This window comes from Flavobacterium collinsii (assembly GCF_902804485.1).
GTDB classification, from domain to species: domain Bacteria; phylum Bacteroidota; class Bacteroidia; order Flavobacteriales; family Flavobacteriaceae; genus Flavobacterium; species Flavobacterium collinsii.
The window spans coordinates 1-17,883 of the sequence record NZ_CADCST010000088.1; the positions used below are offsets into that span (position 1 = coordinate 1).

15 protein-coding genes are annotated in these 17,883 nt (G+C 34.7%); 13 read left to right on the plus strand and 2 right to left on the minus strand.

The genetic code is table 11. From position 1 onward, the window contains the following. The first annotated feature begins 300 nt into the window (after nt 1-300). Nucleotides 301-954, plus strand: coding sequence for a hypothetical protein (locus FLA105534_RS13475; protein WP_173966645.1), 654 nt, complete (start codon nt 301-303; stop codon nt 952-954). Nucleotides 955-1,055: 101 nt separating this feature from the next. On the opposite strand, the gene FLA105534_RS13480 is transcribed toward FLA105534_RS13475, so the two are convergent. After that, nucleotides 1,056-1,784, minus strand: a complete 729-nt coding sequence (locus FLA105534_RS13480) for a biotin--[acetyl-CoA-carboxylase] ligase (RefSeq protein ID WP_173966646.1) — start codon at nt 1,782-1,784, stop codon at nt 1,056-1,058. Nucleotides 1,785-1,877: 93 nt separating this feature from the next. On the opposite strand from FLA105534_RS13480, the gene rsfS reads away from it, so the two are divergent. From rsfS to FLA105534_RS13515, 7 genes are all read left to right on the plus strand, one after another. Continuing rightward, nucleotides 1,878-2,249: a ribosome silencing factor gene (rsfS, locus tag FLA105534_RS13485; protein WP_017496527.1), complete on the plus strand. Its 372-nt coding sequence runs from the start codon at nt 1,878-1,880 to the stop codon at nt 2,247-2,249. A gap of 15 nt (nt 2,250-2,264) precedes the next feature. Continuing rightward, the gene (ftsH, locus tag FLA105534_RS13490; RefSeq protein ID WP_173966647.1) at nt 2,265-4,190 is read left to right on the plus strand and encodes an ATP-dependent zinc metalloprotease FtsH; all 1,926 of its coding nucleotides are present in this window, start codon (nt 2,265-2,267) and stop codon (nt 4,188-4,190) included. 114 nt (nt 4,191-4,304) lie between these two features. Then, the gene (locus FLA105534_RS13495; RefSeq protein ID WP_173966648.1) at nt 4,305-4,910 is read left to right on the plus strand and encodes a lactate utilization protein B/C; all 606 of its coding nucleotides are present in this window, start codon (nt 4,305-4,307) and stop codon (nt 4,908-4,910) included. Nucleotide 4,911: 1 nt separating this feature from the next. Next, nucleotides 4,912-5,799, plus strand: a complete 888-nt coding sequence (locus tag FLA105534_RS13500; RefSeq protein WP_173966649.1) for a phosphatidate cytidylyltransferase — start codon at nt 4,912-4,914, stop codon at nt 5,797-5,799. Continuing rightward, on the plus strand, nt 5,789-6,442 hold the full coding sequence (locus FLA105534_RS13505; protein ID WP_173966650.1) for a phosphatidylserine decarboxylase family protein: 654 nt from the start codon (nt 5,789-5,791) through the stop codon (nt 6,440-6,442). The genes FLA105534_RS13500 and FLA105534_RS13505 overlap by 11 nt, the downstream gene beginning before the upstream one ends. Next, entirely contained in the window at nt 6,442-6,711 is a 270-nt protein-coding gene (locus FLA105534_RS13510) for an acyl-CoA-binding protein (RefSeq protein ID WP_173966651.1), read from the plus strand. Before FLA105534_RS13505 ends, FLA105534_RS13510 begins: the two co-directional genes overlap by 1 nt. Nucleotides 6,712-6,719: 8 nt before the next feature. Then, complete coding sequence (locus tag FLA105534_RS13515) at nt 6,720-7,499, plus strand: superoxide dismutase (RefSeq protein ID WP_173966652.1); 780 nt, start codon at nt 6,720-6,722, stop codon at nt 7,497-7,499. A gap of 69 nt (nt 7,500-7,568) precedes the next feature. Here the strand turns inward: FLA105534_RS13515 and FLA105534_RS13520 are convergent, their stop codons facing one another. After that, entirely contained in the window at nt 7,569-9,440 is a 1,872-nt protein-coding gene (locus FLA105534_RS13520) for an alpha-amylase family protein (protein ID WP_173966653.1), read from the minus strand. 363 nt (nt 9,441-9,803) lie between these two features. Here FLA105534_RS13520 and FLA105534_RS13525 point away from each other — a divergent pair, with 363 nt between their 5' ends. From FLA105534_RS13525 to FLA105534_RS13545, 5 genes are all read left to right on the plus strand, one after another. Then, on the plus strand, nt 9,804-11,468 hold the full coding sequence (locus FLA105534_RS13525; protein WP_246253241.1) for an OstA-like protein: 1,665 nt from the start codon (nt 9,804-9,806) through the stop codon (nt 11,466-11,468). A 102-nt stretch (nt 11,469-11,570) separates the two neighbouring features. Continuing rightward, the gene (locus tag FLA105534_RS13530) at nt 11,571-12,767 is read left to right on the plus strand and encodes an aspartate aminotransferase family protein (RefSeq protein WP_173966654.1); all 1,197 of its coding nucleotides are present in this window, start codon (nt 11,571-11,573) and stop codon (nt 12,765-12,767) included. 212 nt (nt 12,768-12,979) lie between these two features. Next, entirely contained in the window at nt 12,980-14,374 is a 1,395-nt protein-coding gene (locus FLA105534_RS13535; protein ID WP_173966655.1) for a tetratricopeptide repeat protein, read from the plus strand. A gap of 2 nt (nt 14,375-14,376) precedes the next feature. After that, nucleotides 14,377-15,126, plus strand: a complete 750-nt coding sequence (locus FLA105534_RS13540; RefSeq protein WP_173966656.1) for a shikimate dehydrogenase family protein — start codon at nt 14,377-14,379, stop codon at nt 15,124-15,126. Between the two features lie 371 nt (nt 15,127-15,497). Beyond that, nucleotides 15,498-17,489, plus strand: coding sequence for a DUF349 domain-containing protein (locus FLA105534_RS13545; RefSeq protein WP_173966657.1), 1,992 nt, complete (start codon nt 15,498-15,500; stop codon nt 17,487-17,489). Nucleotides 17,490-17,883: the final 394 nt, after the last annotated feature.

A 17,883-nucleotide genomic window follows, 5' to 3' on the forward strand; every position in this document is an offset into this window, starting at 1 on the left:
CTATTATAATCATGAAAGACCACATCAGGGAATTGATGGAAAAAAGCCAATTGAAATGATAAATCCGTTACCGAAATAAGTAACTTTTACAATCCTGACTAAGGAAGAACAACAAGCTTGCGTATATTTTTTGCGACTCTGTGCCTTTGCGAGATTATTCTAAAAAAACCTTAGAACCTTTGTTTCTTTGAGCCTCCAAAAAAAAACACTTCATCCTCAAAATATAACACTTCAGCACTATAAATTATCACATATTGAATTATTGATAGAAGTTTGATCCATTAACCAAACAAAAACAAAATGGAAGCAACGATCAAAATTTTAATTTACATTCATGCATTCTTTGGAGGAATCGGTCTAATTACCGGAATAGGAAGTGTTGTAGTCAAAAAAGGAAGCACACTGCACAAAAGAATGGGGAAATTATTCTCAATAGGAATGTTCATTAGTACACTTATCTCTATCCCGATCTGCTGGATGCCGAAACATCAGAATATTTTTTTATTTCTAATTGGCTTATTCACCATTTATCTGGTAATATCAGGAAACAGAGCTTTAAACTTTAAACACAAAACAAAAGCCGATTTTTACGATAAATTAATCTCAGGAACCATGTTGTTTTTCTCTGTAATAATGATTTCGATTGGGATCTACTGTCAATTGAATTCTGTACAAAACGGCATTTTATTTACTTTCTTTGGCGGATTTGGCCTTTATATGACTGTAAAGCATTTTATCTTCTTTAAAAACTTATCAAAAACAAACAATTGGCTATCCAAGCACATCGGAAAGATGACTGGAGCACTAATTGCATCAGTAACTGCTTTTATAGTGGCTGGAATTGGGCTTGGTAATATAATCACCTGGATGGCACCTTCTATCCTTGGAACATTCTATATTCTTTACTGGAACAAAAAAATAGCTCCAAAAACAGTTAAAACAGTAAAGGTATAAAATAGTGCTTCAAACCGATTCGGCAGATTTTCAATCTTAAAACCATTCACACAGTCCAAACAAAAAACTCAGAACCTTAGAACCTTAGCACCTCAGAACCTTTAATAAAGCATCTGAATCTCTTTAATATCAAACTCCGAGACAGAGTCATCTTCCAGTAAAATTTGGATTTTACCAACAGGTGATACTCCCTGAATGATTCCCATGAAATTTTGATTTTTTAGATTTTTAAATGGCATTGGAACACCTTTTCGAAACAATGAATTAAAATAAATAGCCCATAAATCTTTAGAATTAACTTCCCATAGACTTATTTTTTCCTTTATTTTTTCAACAATTAACTGAGGTAAAATATCTTTATCAAAACTATGTCCCGAAATGACTGCCAATGAAGAAGCATTTGGCAGTTCGTCAAAATTAGTCTGGTTGACATTTAACCCTAATCCAACAACTGACACAATTCTGCCACCGCTTTTAAGGGTATTTTCAATAAGTATGCCACCAATTTTCTTATTATATGACATAATGTCGTTTGGCCATTTTATACTTAAATCAGGAATATTTAACGATTTTAATACCTCAATTACACTTAAAGAAACGATAACGCTGAGGTTAAAAACGTGTTCATTATTAAAGACAAAATCTTTCACCAAAATACTCATAATTAAGTTTTTACCCACTTCAGACTGCCACTTTGCCCCCATCTGCCCCTTGCCTTTTGTCTGATTTTCAGCCGTTACCACAGTAAAATTATCCGGTTCATCATGGCTTGACAAAGATTTAAGGAAATCATTTGTAGAATCTATGGCATCGAGTTTGATTAGTTTCATTCAAGTAATTTAAATAACTTAATTTAATATTTTGTTAAGGTTCAAAAATAATCACAAAATTTGGTAACTTTACAAATTCATACAAAATAATTCATGGCGAAAAAGACTGTTAATAATGATGTTCTATTGGCGAACATAATCAAAGGGATTGAAGAAGTAAAAGGAAATGATATCGACATTCTTGACTTAAGAGAAATAGACACGGCAGTTTGTGACTATTTTGTCATTTGCAACGGAAGTTCAAATACCCAAGTTAATGCCATTGTAAACTCAATTCAAAAAACTGTATCTAAAGACTTAAAAGATAAACCGTGGCACGTAGAAGGAACCGATAATGCAGAATGGGTTCTAATGGATTATGTGCATATCGTGGTACACGTTTTCCAGAAACACATCCGAGAATACTACAATATCGAGAGCCTTTGGGGTGACGCCAAAATAACTACAATCGAAAACAAATACTAAAGAAAATTTCTTCTAATGGCTAAAGATAATAATCCAAATCCGAGTAAATTTAAAATAAGTCCCTGGTTAATATACACCGCAATACTTCTGGTTTTTTTATTTATAAGTTTTGCAACCGGTGGATCTAACTTAAGCGAACCTGCTCAATTGACCTCTTCTAAATTCAATACTTTATTAGAAAAAGGACAAATTGAAAAAGTAATCGTTTATAATAAAGCTGAAGCTGAAGTATATTTAAACGCTGCGGCTCTTAAAGACGCGGCTAATAAAAAAGTAGCTAAAGATATCTTTGAAAGACCTAACAAAGGCCCTCATTATACTTTAGAAATTGGTAATGACCAAATTTTTCAAACGAAGCTGGAAAAAGCAGTTGGCGAAGGCAAACTAAAAGATTTTAACTTCTTGCAAAAAAATAACTGGAGCGACATTTTAATCAGTCTGCTTCCAATCATCATCATTATTGGTGTATGGATTTTCATCATGCGTAAAATGTCAGGTGGTGCCGGTGGCGGTGGCGGACAAATTTTCAACATTGGAAAATCAAAAGCCAAACTATTTGATGAGAAAACCGACATTAAAACTACTTTCAAAGATGTTGCTGGTTTAGAAGGCGCAAAAGAAGAAATACAAGAAATTGTAGAGTTCTTAAAAAACCCTGAAAAATACACCAATCTGGGAGGTAAAATTCCAAAAGGAGCCTTATTAGTAGGGCCTCCGGGAACTGGTAAAACATTACTTGCAAAAGCAGTTGCAGGAGAAGCTCAGGTTCCGTTCTTCTCTTTATCAGGTTCTGATTTCGTAGAAATGTTTGTAGGAGTTGGTGCTTCACGTGTTCGTGACTTGTTCAAACAAGCAAAAGAAAAATCTCCTGCTATTATCTTCATCGATGAAATTGATGCTGTTGGTAGAGCGAGAGGAAAAAGCAATATGTCAGGCGGAAATGACGAAAGAGAAAACACTTTGAACCAATTACTAACCGAAATGGACGGTTTTGGTACAAACTCTAACGTAATTGTTTTGGCTGCAACCAACAGAGCTGATGTTCTAGACAAAGCGTTAATGCGTGCAGGTCGTTTTGACAGACAAATTTTCGTAGACTTACCGGACATTCGCGAAAGAGCTGAAATTTTTGCTGTGCATTTAGCACCTATCAAAAAAGTAGAAGGTCTTGATCTTGATTTCTTAGCCAAACAAACTCCGGGTTTCTCTGGTGCTGATATTGCAAATGTCTGTAACGAAGCAGCCCTAATCGCTGCCCGTAACAACAAAACTGCAGTAGACAAACAGGATTTCCTTGATGCTGTTGACAGAATCATTGGTGGACTTGAAAAGAAAAACAAAATTATTACACCGGAAGAAAAAAGAGCAATCGCAATTCACGAAGCTGGTCACGCAACTGTAAGTTGGATGTTAGAGCATGCTGCACCGTTAATCAAAGTAACTATTGTTCCTCGTGGACAAAGTTTAGGAGCCGCTTGGTACCTTCCGGAAGAAAGACAAATCGTTAGAACAGATCAAATGTTAGACGAAATGTGTGCTACTATGGGTGGAAGAGCCGCTGAAAAAGTAACTTTCGACAGAATTTCAACCGGAGCATTAAGCGATTTAGAAAAAGTTACACGTCAGGCTCGTGCTATGGTAACCATTTATGGATTGAATGATAAAATTGGAAATGTTACGTATTATGACTCAAGTGGTCAAAGTGAGTACAGCTTTTCAAAACCATACTCTGACGAAACTGCAAAAATAATTGACAAAGAAATTTCAGAATTAATTGAAGGCCAATACCAAAGAGCCATCGAAATTCTCGAAGAAAACAAAGACAAGCTAAATCAATTGGCTGACATATTAATTGAAAAAGAGGTTATTTTTAAAGATGACTTAGAAACTATTTTCGGAAAACGTACTTTTGATAAAAATTTAGAAGAAGTGGTTTCCTAAATAATTCACTAAATATGTAATATTTTTTAAAATCTTAATTCAAAATAGCCTTTTGAATTAAGATTTTTTTATCTTTGAACGTTTTCAATTAACATGTAAAGTATTTCATATAAAATGAATTTTTTCAAAAAAATATTTGGTTCCAGCGACGCTGCTTCTGATGAAGAACATGAAAGTGAATACGGAGGAAATCAAGCTCCGGACAGTCATTTATCTATTGATGAAAGATTCATTTTCAATTTCAAGAAAAATGGCGGTAAGTTCTTGTATTGTGAAAACAAACAAGAAGTTGCAGAACAGTTTGAAAATATCCTGGAAGAAAATGACTGGTTCGAAAATGAAGTTCTGTGTTATGAACCTGCCCTTTTTAGTTTATTAGAAGAAAACAAACTACTTTATATTTCTCCTCGAAACCCAAAATTTTTACTTGCTACTTGTGAGAATCTAATTGCCGATGAAGGCTCAATTCTGTTTTCATCAAAACAAATCAGACAAGACAAACCAAACGAATTACCTGCAAATATTGTTATAATTGCTACAACAAGTCAGATACTTTCGATCAAAAGTGACGGACTTAGCGCTATCAAACGCAAATACGAAAGAGACTATCCTACTAATATTACCACAATAAAATATTTCGAAAAAGCAAAAGAGGAAGATTTTACCCAATACGGAAGTGTTGCCAAAAATCTATATTTATTGCTCTTAGAAGACCTTTAAGATGAACGAAACACTCAAGAGAACCATTTCTGGTGCTGTTTATATCGCTTTATTATTAACTTCTATTCTGTTTTCTACCGAAAGCTTTATTGTCCTTTTTGGCATTTTCCTAATTATCGCCACTTACGAATTCTGTAATTTAGTTGGAATCAATAAAATATTTTCAATTTTATTCGTTTCTGTTTTTTACAGTACGGTCGCTTTAATCAGTTTTTACAAAGCCGAAACGGAAAACTATATCAGTAAAACATTAAAAGAAAACATACAAATAACAGTTGATACCGAAAAACTTTTTTCTGTACTGCTTATTATCACGCTGATTGTATCTGTAAAATGCATTGTATTTTTGTTTGATGACACACAAATCATCAGCAAATCATCCAAATACATTTATTTATTGGGATACGTCACACTCCCTTTTCTCTTTATCACTAAAATTTCATTCGGAATTAAAGATTACAATCCAAAAATTATCATCGGATTATTTGTCTTGATTTGGACCAATGATACATTTGCTTATTTAGTTGGTAAATCAATGGGGAAACATAAATTGTTTGAACGCATTTCGCCTAAAAAAACAATTGAAGGTTTTCTTGGAGGTGTTGTTTTTGCTGCTTTTGCCGGTTTTTTAATCTCAAAACTATACATACAACCAAAACCGGATTTCAGTGCTAAATCTATTTTAATCTGGATGATTATAGCTTTAATTGTTAGCATCTTTGGAACTATTGGAGACTTAATTGAATCTAAATTCAAAAGAGTTGCCGGAGTAAAAGACAGCGGTTCCATCATGCCGGGTCACGGAGGTGTATTAGATCGACTAGATAGTGTTATATTTGTAGCACCAATTATATTTTTATTTTATCAAATTTTATACTATGTTTCATAAAGAAGGAGGCCCATCCATTTTATTAGGCACTGTTTTCGCAGTAGCTGTACTTTTAATTGCTGAAAAATTCATTGATATCAATTGGCTAAGAATATTGGTTCAGCTAGCTGGTGTATTAGTTTTAATCATCATTTTGCAATTTTTCAGAAATCCAAAAAGAATCGCAATCAGAAACAGCGATCACATTCTTGCTCCGGTAGACGGAAAAGTTGTCGTTATTGAAGAAGTTTACGAAGGTGAATATTTCAAAGACAAACGTCTGCAAGTATCTATCTTTATGTCGCCGATAAACGTACACGTAACACGTTATGCAATGGACGGAATCATAAAATTCAGCAAATACCACCCTGGGAAATTTTTAGTAGCCTGGCACCCAAAAGCAAGTGAAGAAAACGAAAGAACGACAGTTGTAATCGAAAACGAAACTTTCGGACAAGTATTATACAGACAAATTGCAGGCGCTTTGGCACGTCGAATTGTAAATTATGCTAAAGAAGGAATGCAGGTTGTTCAGGGAACAGATGCAGGATTTATTAAATTTGGTTCAAGAGTAGATTTATTTTTACCTTTAGGTACTCCAATTAATGTAGTATTAAACCAAAAAGCAATTGGTGGAAAAACCATCATCGCTACAAAAGCTTAATGACTGAAAAAGATTTAGATACTCGTTTTTCAGAGGCTGTCGAGACTGCTTTAAAAATGACTCAGGCCACGCTGCCACAAGACGTGCAGTTAAGGCTTTATGCCTATTACAAACAGGCTACTTTTGGAACAGCTGTGTACAATCAATCGGATAATTTTGATTTGCGAAATGCTTTCAAAACAAATGCCTGGATGCAAATAAGTCATTTGACGGCTGATGAAGCTAAAGAAAATTATATCGCAATCATTAATTCACTAACATCAAAATAACTAACATTATGAAGAAAAACATTGTTCGTTTCAGCATTTTAGCTTCATTTTTTCTATTATTTTCTTGTAATGACAATAAGCTAACCGAAGTTGTTGAAGTTCCTTTACCAACAAAAGAAGAAAAAATCACCATTGGATCTCCAAATGATGTAAAAGCAGACCCGGGTTCTTTTGAATTGACAAAATTACCTTTTTCTTACGATGCTTTGGCTCCTGCAATTAGAACACTTACTTTAGAAACGCATTATTCAAAACACTATTTAACGTATACCAACAATTTTAATAAAGAAATTGTAAATACCGAGTTTGAAAATCTGCCTATTGAAGATATTCTTAAAAAGATGGATCTTAGCAACGCTAAACTGCGTCAAAATGCGGGTGGCTATTACAATCACACCCTTTACTTTAATATTCTTACACCAAAAGAACTAACACCAAAAGATACGCTGGCAGGTTCTATTAATAAAGAATTTGGTTCTTTCAGTAACCTTACCAGTCAGTTTAAAGGTCAGGCAACGAAACAGTTCGGATCCGGATGGGTTTGGCTGGTAGTCGACAAAGCCGGAAAGCTACAGGTAACAACAACTGACAACCAAGACAATCCTTTAATGAAAAACGCTCTGATTCCCGGAACTCCAATCTTAGGAATCGATCTGTGGGAACATGCTTATTATTTGGATTACCAAAATAGAAAAGGAAGTTATATTGATGCTTTTTATCAGCATATAAACTGGGAAAAAGTAAACGAATACTACGTCGAGGCTTTGAAGAAGGTTAGAAAAGTATAAATCATAAAAAAAGCTGATACCACGAAGTATCAGCTTTTTTTTATACACTTAAATGAAAATTCTTATCACTTACTTCAATTCATAAATAAAGGACTCTGAAGGCGCTATTTTCAATCGCACAACTCCTTCTCCATTGTGTACTTTCAACTGCACAGAACTCTTTTCATACAGTTGATCTTTCAGTTCATAAACTCCTTCTTTCAAATTCCACTTTGCGATAATATCCGAAGGAATTTTTAAATCAAAATCACTTGTTTTTTCTGAAGAAAAATTAGCCACTATTATCAACTTTTGATTGACCGACCAACGCACATAGGAATAAATCAAATCATCGTAATGAATCGTATTCTGGCGATTTACACTTTGAATTTCCTGAAAACTTCCCATTAAAGCAGAACTCTTAATCGAAAAATTTAACAGTCGTTTGTAAAAATCACGAAGATTTTTCTCTGAATCCGAAAGCTGTCCTCCGTCAAACTTCCCATTATTCATCCAACGCTGATGATTCGGCACTCCGATATAATCAAATATTGATGTTCTCGAACGGGTTCCAAAACCGGCATTCTCATTCGCAGCTTCCCCTACCTCCTGTCCAAAATAAATCATCGTTGGAGACGTACTAATTGTTGCAGAAACCAACATTAAAGGTTTTCCTCTTTCCGGCGTTCCTGCAAATTCAGGACTTGCCAAGCGCTGTTCGTCATGATTGTCTAAAAAATGAAGCATATTGTGCTCAATATCTGTCATTCCTTTTTGAATATCCGACAATCCATCAGGTAAAGATTTTCCACGAATAATATCTTTCAGCTTATCATAAGTCTCTACTTTATCGTACAGATAATCCATTTTTCCTAAGCAGATGTAATTACGATACTCCTTCGGATTATACACTTCTGCTAATAAAAAAGCATTTGGATCTTTCATTTTGATTGCCGAATTCATGTAACTCCAAAATTCATACGGAACCATCTCCGCCATATCATAACGAAAACCATCTACCCCTTTGCCTATCCAATACAAAGCAATCGATCTGAACTTCTTCCAGGAATCCGGAACGTCTTTATCTTGCCAAAAAGCGAAATGCTCCTGATACGTTTTTTCATCAAATCCTACCGGCAGTTCAGGAAAATCCTTTGAGCCATCAGGACGGATTCCGTAATTTACTTTAACGGTCTCATACCAGTCATTTTGGTCCGGTTTAACTTTTCGCGATCCATTTCCGGTCCATTTTGCAGGATTTTCATCAAATACACCATCAACAAGTACATTTTTCTCTCCGTTCAAGGGAATATCTCCATCCGGAATTTCGAAATGATTGTTTGGTATATAGTAGAAATTATTATCTCTCTTATATTCCGCATTAACATCATCATCAGCTCCAAAATCTTTCACTCCCACCGGATTACTTTTTCCTTCGTATTTTCGTGCAATATGATTGGGTACAATATCAATAATTAACTTTAATCCTGCCTCATGTGTACGAGCTATCAACGCTTCGAATTCTTGCAATCTGTTTGCCGGATTCGCAGCTAGATCGGGATTTACATTATAATAGTCTTTTACCGCATAGGGAGAACCGGCACGACCTTTTACCACTTCAGGATCATCGTCCGAAATCCCATAAGCCTTATAATCCCCAACCAATGCATGATGCGGAACACCCGTATACCAAATATGAGTCACCCCTAAATCTTTAATTTCATGCAATGCCTTGTCTGTAAAATCATTAAACTTTCCAACACCATTCTCTTCAATGGTACCCCAAGGTTTATTCGTTGTGTTTTTATTCCCGAACAAACGTGTAAAAACCTGATACACCACAATCTTTTTATCTTTAGAAACTTCTTCTTTTATTGTGTTCATTTTTAGATCTTTGGTTTTACATGCTGAAAACAGCAGGATTACAGACAATCCTGCAACAAAAAATTTCTTATTTATCATATTTATTCTAATAATCTGATTCATTTCCAAACTAAAAATCCGCTCTTAATTCCGGAAATCTTTTCCTAAATTTAGGCTAATTTTTAAATTCAAAAGAAGACTAAAATCATTTTTGTTAGAGTCTACATTCAAAATTGCAAACTACAACGTAAGAGTATGCCGTTTTGTTGATAAATTAGATTAAAAGCCACAAAGATAAATAGTACAAAGTTTATCCATGAAAGAACTTAAAATGCTAGAAATTTCCAAGCTTTACTGAACTTGTGCTGTAGACTATCTAAAAATAAATCTGCATTAATAAATTAATCTTAATATCAATAAAGGTTGTAACCTTTTTCATAAATTTGACAAAAATTTAATCCATTGAAGAAATTACTCTTTTTCATATCCTATTGTTTGCTTTTTTTAAGCGCACAAGTCAGTTTTGCTCAAAAACCTAAAACAATAATTGTTGAAAATGCCGATTTTCAAGAAATCAACGAAAACGAAATCCCGGGTGCTTTACTTCTAATTGGGAATGTAAAAGTAAATCATGATGGCGTTGTGCTTACCTGTAACCGCGCTTACTTTTTTCAAAAAGAAAACTATCTCAAAGCCTTTGGAAATGTACAATTAGTACAAGGAGACACCTTGTTTCTAAACAGTAAATATGCGGAATATAGTGGAAATGTGAAAAAAGCCTTCGCAACAGGAGATGCCGTAATGAGTTCTCCCGATGCCACTTTAAGCACCGATACCATAAATTTTGACCGAAATATTCAGCAGGTATATTACAATACAAAAGGTACGATCATCAACAAAGACAATACGCTGGTTAGTAAATCAGGAAGATATTATGTGGCCGAGAAAAAATTCCAATTCTTAACTGCAGTAACCATTACTAATCCAAAATATGTTATAAAATCAAACCATTTAGATTATTATAGCAATTCAGGACACTCGTATTTGCTCGGCCCTTCCACCATTACCAGTAAAGCCAATTTTATTTATACCGAAAGAGGTTTTTACGACACCAAGAAGAACTTAGCCCATTTTCTACGGAAATCCTACATCAAATACGATGACCGTCTCATAGAAGGAGACAGTTTATATTACAATCGAAACATCGAATTTGCCTCTGCAACCCGAAATGTAAAAATCACCGATTCTATCAATCGCGGTATTGTAAAAGGCCACTATGCCGAAATTTACAAACTTAAAGATTCCATGTTTGTTACTAAAAGAGCAGTAGCCATCAATCTGGTGGAAAAAGATTCCGTTTACATTCACGGAAAAAAATTGATGGTTACCGGAAAAGAAGGCGAACGTATTTTGAGAGCTTACAACAATGTACGTTTTTATAAAATAGACATGAGTGGAAAATGTGATTCTATTCATTCGAATTCCAAAACCGCTTTAACAAAGCTAATCGGAAACCCTATTCTTTGGAACGGGGAAAGCCAAATCACAGGAGATATCATGCATCTTATTGGTGATAAAAACACCAAAAAACTGGATTCCTTAAAAGTCCTCAACAATACCTTTATCGTCTCGCGGGATACTCTCGGAACCGGCTATAATCAGGTCAAGGGACTCAATTTATTTGGAAAATTCAAAGAAGGAAAGCTACATGATGTTGACGTTATCAAAAACACCGAAGTCATATACTACATGCGCAATGATTTTAATGAATTGATTGGAATCAACAAGAATGTAAGCAGCAAAATCAATCTGATTATAGAAAACAATGATATTGAAACCATCACATTTTTCAACAAAGTAGACGGTGACGTTTATCCTGAAGCCGATTTACCTGAAAATGCCCGTAAACTAAAAGGCTTGCGTTGGCGAGGTGACGAACGAATAAAGTCAAAAGACGATATTTTTACTGCCGAAGACAATGAAATGAACGACAAATTAATCAAGGAAGGAAAAGACGAAGAGACTAAAGATAAAGATACTCCCATAAAAGTCAGAAAAGAAACCCTGGATTACGATAAAAAGAAACCCGCGTCGAAGAAAACTACTAATGCTAAGAGTAAAAAATAGTTTTCAGTTTTCAGTCGCAGTATTCAGTCGCAGTCGCAGTTTTCACTAACTGAAAACCGAGACTGAAAACTGAGACTTATATCCCTTTGAACCTTAAAAAAAATGAATCCAGATTTTATAAAATACCAGGCACAAACTTCACCTTACCCTTTAGGAATGGAAGTTTCACACGCTATTGGCTCGTACATTTACGATACTAATGATAAAAAATACTTAGATTTTGTAGCAGGTGTTTCTGCTTGCACACTTGGACATCAGCATCCAAGAGTCAATCAGGCGATTAAAGATCAGCTGGACAAATATTCGCATGTTATGGTTTATGGGGAATATTCTCAAAGCCCAGCTGTACAATATTGCAAACTAATGGCTTCACTCCTACCCGAATCCTTAAGCAAAACGTATTTAGTCAATTCAGGAACGGAAGCGATTGAAGGAGCGTTAAAACTGGCTAAACGTTCAACAGGCCGCAGCCAGCTCATTTCTTGTCATAATGCGTATCATGGTAACACTATGGGATCTATGAGTGTTATGGGTTTTGAAGAGCGCAAGCAGGCTTTTAGACCACTACTTCCCGATGTTGATTTTATCACCTTTAATAACGAGGAAGATTTACAAAAAATAACAACCCGAACTGCTGCAATACTATTAGAAACTATTCAGGGAGGTGCCGGATTTATTGAACCCCACGATAATTTTCTGCAAAAAGTCAGAAAACGTTGTGATGAGGTTGGCGCTCTGATGATTGTTGACGAGATCCAGCCTGGTTTTGGCCGAACAGGAAAACTATTTGGCTTTCAGAATTACGATGTCGTTCCGGACATAGTGGTGATGGGAAAAGGAATGGGAGGCGGAATGCCAGTAGGTGCTTTTACTGCTTCGGCAGAAAAAATGGATCTTCTGACGGAAAATCCCAAACTGGGACACATTACTACTTTTGGAGGACACCCTGTCATTGCGTCAGCATGCCTGGCTACTTTGCAGGAATTAACTGAAACAAACTTAATGCAGGAGGCTTTAGATAAAGAAAAACTCTTTAGATCGCTTTTGGTACATCCTTTGATAAAGGAAGTTAGAGGAAGGGGATTGATGCTTGCCGCAATGACCGAAACTGCAGAAATAACAAATGAAGTTATTTTAAACTGTCAGGACAAAGGGCTTATATTATTCTGGTTACTTTTTGAAGGATGCGCCATAAGAATAACACCTCCATTAACCATTTCTGAAGAGGAAATTAAAGAAGGCTGTGCCATAATCTTAGATGTTATGGATGAAATCCTGAAAAAGGAACAACAAGTTTAATTAAAACACATCATGATCGGGACCTGTTTCCCATCGATAAATAAAATAATAACAAAATAATCTTTTTATAAATAAGAAGATTATGACTAAAAACAGAATCGGAATTCTGTCCATATTGTTAATTAAATTGTTCAAAACAATTAATTTCCTTTCCCCACAACAATAATATGGTTGCCTAAATTTATAACAGGCTAATTTCAAATAAAGACAGTATGCAATTAAGCAACGAAGAAGAAGATTATAACCTATCCTTATCCAAATTTGAGTCGATGTTAAAAACTAACAAAGTACTCTTTTTTGATTCTGAAGAATTCGAAGAAATTATTCTTCATTATTTAGACATAGGCAAGGCTAATTTAGCAAAGAAAGCCCTGAAACTTGCATTAGACCAACACCCAAAATCTACAGGCTTAAAATTAGTACAAGTAGAAATGCTGGTTTACGACGACAAACTAGAAATCGCCGAAAAACTCTTAAATGAGTTGTATGCAATCGAACCTAACAACGAGGAAATTTATATCCAGAAAGCCAATATCTGTTCCAAAAGAGATCAACACGAAAAAGCGGTAGAATTACTTAAAATTGCCCTGCAATTTACAGACGATTACGCAGACGTGTACAACCTTATTGGAATGGAGTATCTTTTTATGGATAACCTCGAGATGGCAAAAGACAGTTTTATCAAATGTCTTGAAGAAGATCTAGAAGATCAGTCTGCTCTTTACAACGTGGTGTATTGTTTTGAATTTTTAGATCAAAACCAGGAAGCCATTGTGTATCTTAACAATTATATCAATAAAAACCCATATAGCGAAATTGCCTGGCACCAGCTTGGACGTTTGCATTATGGTGTAAAAGAATACGAAAATGCCATTCGCGCTTTTGATTATGCAACGCTGATCGACGATGAGTTTTTGGGCGCTTTCATGGAAAAAGCAAAAGCTTACGAACGTTTAAAAAAATACAACGAAGCTATTGAAAGCTACAACCGTACTATCGAGCTTGACGATGCCACTTCTTATGCTCTATTGCGTATTGGAAAATGCTATGAAAAACTCGGAAATTCGGCAAAAGCTTTACAATATTACAACCAAACGGTACATGAGGATCCGCTTTTAGACAAAGGATGGATCGCCATTACTGACTTTCATGTGCGCCAGAAAAATTTTCAAAAAGCCCTGTTTTTTGTCAATAAAGCGCTGGCAATCGACAATCAAAATCGTTTGTACTGGAAACGTTATGCGACAATCAACAAACAAATGAACTTTTTTGAAGAAGCTGAATTTGGATACCGAAAAGCGGTAGAATTTGGAGATTATGCTTTGGATACCTGGTTATTCTGGGTTGATATTTTGCAATTTCTAGGCGAATTCGAAAGCGCAATTCAGACCCTGCTACAGGCAACTGAATATTTTCCGGAAGAGAATGAAATCGAATACCGATTAGCAGGATTGTATTTCATGATTCAGGACACTACCAAAGCTAAATTTCATTTGAGCAATGGTTTGCGTTTAAACTTTGACAATTACATCTTAATCGAAGATTTATTTCCGGTAGTATGGTCGAAAAAAACGGTTCAAAATTACATTGAAAAACACAGAAAATAATAATGATTGATATTTTAAGAAGACGTTTTGGCTTGCTAGGCCGTAATATTAGCTACTCTTTTTCAAAAGGATATTTTACAGAAAAATTTAGCGATGAAGTTTTTGCCGGCAACAGCTACGAAAATTTCGATATCTCTGAAATTAATTATTTCACCGAGTTAGTAAAAAACAATCCTGATTTAAAAGGTTTAAATGTTACAATTCCTTACAAAGAACAAGTCATTCCATTCTTAGATAAGCTATCCAAAAAAGCAGCCTTAATTGGTGCTGTAAACACTATTAAATTTACTAAAAGCGGGAAATTAAAAGGATACAACACAGATTATTACGGCTTCAAAAAATCATTAGAACCTTTACTGGAACCACATCATAAAAAAGCCTTGATTCTGGGAACAGGCGGAGCCTCAAAAGGTGTCGCTTTCGCTCTGGATGAGTTAGGCATACTCTATACTTTTGTTTCCAGAGAGGCCAAAGAAAACATGATCGATTACAACTTAATCAATGCGACTACTTTTGATAATTTTCAGATTATCATTAACTGTACACCAGTAGGAACAAGTCCTAATATCGAAGCTTGCCCTGATATTCCGTATGAGTTTTTTACAGACAAACATATTGCTTACGACTTAATATATAATCCGGCAGAAACCGAGTTTTTAAAAAGAGCTAAGGAAAAGGGTGCCATCATAAAAAACGGCTACGATATGCTTATTTTTCAGGCAGAAAAAGCATGGAAAATCTGGAACAAATAAAAGTTTAAGACAGAACATTACTTCAAACATCTTAACCCGACAGTTTTCAAAAACCTGTCGGGTTTGTTGTTTTTATACCAAATACTATAAAACAGCTATACCTTCCCGGTTTCCTAATTCCAAATCGAGATAAAACGACTTATGACGCCTTACTATCATCATTTTCTTTTTCATTATCTAAAAATTCCGGCAATTTATAATTTAAATTAACTTCAAAAAATCAACAAAAAAACCCGCATGATATCTTTAAATTAAACCAATTAGTAAGAATTTCATCGTAAAATAACGTATAAACAAACGATTTATTTTGTAGTTAGAAACACCTTTACTATCTTTCGCTCTGTTTAAAATAAAAACCTTATACATTTAAAATGTTAGAAGAAAAGAATGATAACCTGCAGGAAGCAGACGGAAAATTAGAAATCGATACTAACGATTCTACTCAAAATAGTGCAATTGAAACGGCTGATGCCGATGCAGTAACTGAAAATACAATTTCAGACCCTGAAATTGAATCAGAAAACACTGCCGAAGCTATAGAAGTCAATCATCAAACTGCATTAGATGCCATAACAAATTCGAATGCCGAAGAAAGTGAAGATGAGACGCTTAAAGAGCGTCACGAGATTCCTATGCAGGATTATGACACCTTTTCTTTGGATGCACTTGTTGATGAATTGAAAAAACTGATTAATACAGACAAAGTAATGTCGGTAAAAGATCATATCGAAGAAATCAAGAAGTCGTTTTTATTACAATACAACCACCTTATAGAAGAGAAAAAAGAAGAATTCAATGCTTCTAAACAAGATCCGAATGAAGAATTCGAATACCACTCTCCTTTAAAATCTAAATTTGACGAGTACTATAATGTTTTTAGAGAGAAAAGAAATGCTCATTTTAAACATTTACAAACCAACCTGAAATCGAATTTAGAAAACAGACTTGCCATCGTTGAAGAACTAAAAGAGCTTATCAACCCGCAGGAAAACATCAAAGACACCCTTAAGCATTTTAATGATTTAAGAGAAAGATGGAAGAATGCCGGTGCAATTCCGAAAGACAAATACAACCACGTCTGGAATAACTACCATTTTCATGTAGAAAACTTTTATGATTACCTGCATTTAGACCGTGAAGCAAGAGATTTGGATTTCAAACACAATTTGGAACAAAAACAAAAAATAATTGCACGTGTTGAGGAACTAGTTAACGAAACCGACATTAGCAAATCATTCCGCGAATTACAGGACTTACACAGAATCTGGAAAGAAGATATCGGACCGGTTTCTAAAGAACACCGCGATACGATCTGGAACAGATTCAGCGAACTGACCAAAAAAATTCACGATAAGAGAGAAGTTTTATTTGAAAGCCAAAGAGCAAACGAACAAAACAATCTTGAAGTTAAAAAAGACATCATCTCAAAAATTGAGGTTTTAGGAACCGAGAAAGTAAATTCTCACTCACAGTGGCTGGTACAAATTCAAAAAGTAGAAGCCCTTAGAAATGAGTTTTTCGCTGCCGGAAAAGTACCTTCAGAAGTAAATGAAGAAACCTGGGCCGCTTTTAAAACTGCCGTTAGAAACTTTAATTCTTTTAAAAATTCTTTTTACAAAGACATTAAAAAAGATCAAAACGACAATTTAAACAAAAAGATGGCACTTGTAGCAAAAGCCAAAGAACTACAAGAAAGTACTGACTTTACTGCCACTACTCCTATCATGAAACAAATTCAGGAAGAGTGGAAACAAATTGGACACGTTCCTAAAAAGTATTCTGACAAAATCTGGAAAGAATTTAAAGATGCCTGTAACCACTATTTTGATAAATTAAAAGAGCACAAATCAGAAGAAAATGTTGATGAAGTAGCTGCTTTTGATAATAAGAAAGCATATTTAGACATCTTGAGAGCTTACCAGCTAACCGGTGATCACAAAACGGATCTGGATGCGATTAAAGCGCATATCGAAATCTGGAAAGGATACGGAAAAGTTCCTTTTGCAAGACGTCATATTGAAGGGAAATTCAATAAAATTTTAGATGCTCTTTTTGAAAAACTAAGTTTAAGTAAAAAAGAAACTGAAATGATGCGCTTCTCAAACCGAATTGATTCTTTATCTGACAGTAACGATACTCGTAAATTAGACAACGAAAAGATTTTCTTAATGCGTAAAATTGAAGAAGTTCAAAATGAAATTTTCCAATTAGAGAATAACATTCAATTCTTTACCAATACAAAAAATGCAAAGAAAGAAAATTCAATTGTTCTCGAAGTCCGCAAAAACATTGCTATTCATAAAGAAAGCCTTGAAGTTTGGAAAGAAAAACTTAAACAATTGCGAAATTTAGGTCAGGAATAATTTAAATATCAGAACTGCAATGAATATTCATTGCAGTTTTTTTTATCCTGTTCACATTATACCACAAAGTGTGTAATGGTTTGCGCAAAGTTCGCAAAGCTAAATAAATACAAAGCTTTGCGAATTTTGTGTTTTTTTTTCTAACTGCAATGCAAAACAAAACCTTACGTTCTTTAAGGTAAAACCATTCCAAGTCAAAACACTAAACTTAACATTACAATTAAACACAAAAGGTGCAATGCAGATTTTCACTACAGCTTTTTTTTGCCTTACAAATCCGCCCCAAAGCTTTTAACCTTATCTGTAAAAGCAACTTAACACAAATTACATAAACGAAACCAATATGTAGTCCCCATGGGACACTCCACATTAAGGCTGGCTCTTTTTTACCAAT

What these genes read in the sequence shown, in the direction of transcription:
- FLA105534_RS13475 (WP_173966645.1), top strand. Translation starts at nt 301, where the DNA reads ATGGAAGCAACGATCAAAATTTTAATTTACATTCATGCATTCTTTGGA.
- FLA105534_RS13480 (WP_173966646.1), bottom strand. Translation starts at nt 1,784, where the DNA reads ATGAAACTAATCAAACTCGATGCCATAGATTCTACAAATGATTTCCTT.
- rsfS (WP_017496527.1), top strand. Translation starts at nt 1,878, where the DNA reads ATGGCGAAAAAGACTGTTAATAATGATGTTCTATTGGCGAACATAATC.
- ftsH (WP_173966647.1), top strand. Translation starts at nt 2,265, where the DNA reads ATGGCTAAAGATAATAATCCAAATCCGAGTAAATTTAAAATAAGTCCC.
- FLA105534_RS13495 (WP_173966648.1), top strand. Translation starts at nt 4,305, where the DNA reads ATGAATTTTTTCAAAAAAATATTTGGTTCCAGCGACGCTGCTTCTGAT.
- FLA105534_RS13500 (WP_173966649.1), top strand. Translation starts at nt 4,912, where the DNA reads ATGAACGAAACACTCAAGAGAACCATTTCTGGTGCTGTTTATATCGCT.
- FLA105534_RS13505 (WP_173966650.1), top strand. Translation starts at nt 5,789, where the DNA reads ATGTTTCATAAAGAAGGAGGCCCATCCATTTTATTAGGCACTGTTTTC.
- FLA105534_RS13510 (WP_173966651.1), top strand. Translation starts at nt 6,442, where the DNA reads ATGACTGAAAAAGATTTAGATACTCGTTTTTCAGAGGCTGTCGAGACT.
- FLA105534_RS13515 (WP_173966652.1), top strand. Translation starts at nt 6,720, where the DNA reads ATGAAGAAAAACATTGTTCGTTTCAGCATTTTAGCTTCATTTTTTCTA.
- FLA105534_RS13520 (WP_173966653.1), bottom strand. Translation starts at nt 9,440, where the DNA reads ATGATAAATAAGAAATTTTTTGTTGCAGGATTGTCTGTAATCCTGCTG.
- FLA105534_RS13530 (WP_173966654.1), top strand. Translation starts at nt 11,571, where the DNA reads ATGAATCCAGATTTTATAAAATACCAGGCACAAACTTCACCTTACCCT.
- FLA105534_RS13535 (WP_173966655.1), top strand. Translation starts at nt 12,980, where the DNA reads ATGCAATTAAGCAACGAAGAAGAAGATTATAACCTATCCTTATCCAAA.
- FLA105534_RS13540 (WP_173966656.1), top strand. Translation starts at nt 14,377, where the DNA reads ATGATTGATATTTTAAGAAGACGTTTTGGCTTGCTAGGCCGTAATATT.
- FLA105534_RS13545 (WP_173966657.1), top strand. Translation starts at nt 15,498, where the DNA reads ATGTTAGAAGAAAAGAATGATAACCTGCAGGAAGCAGACGGAAAATTA.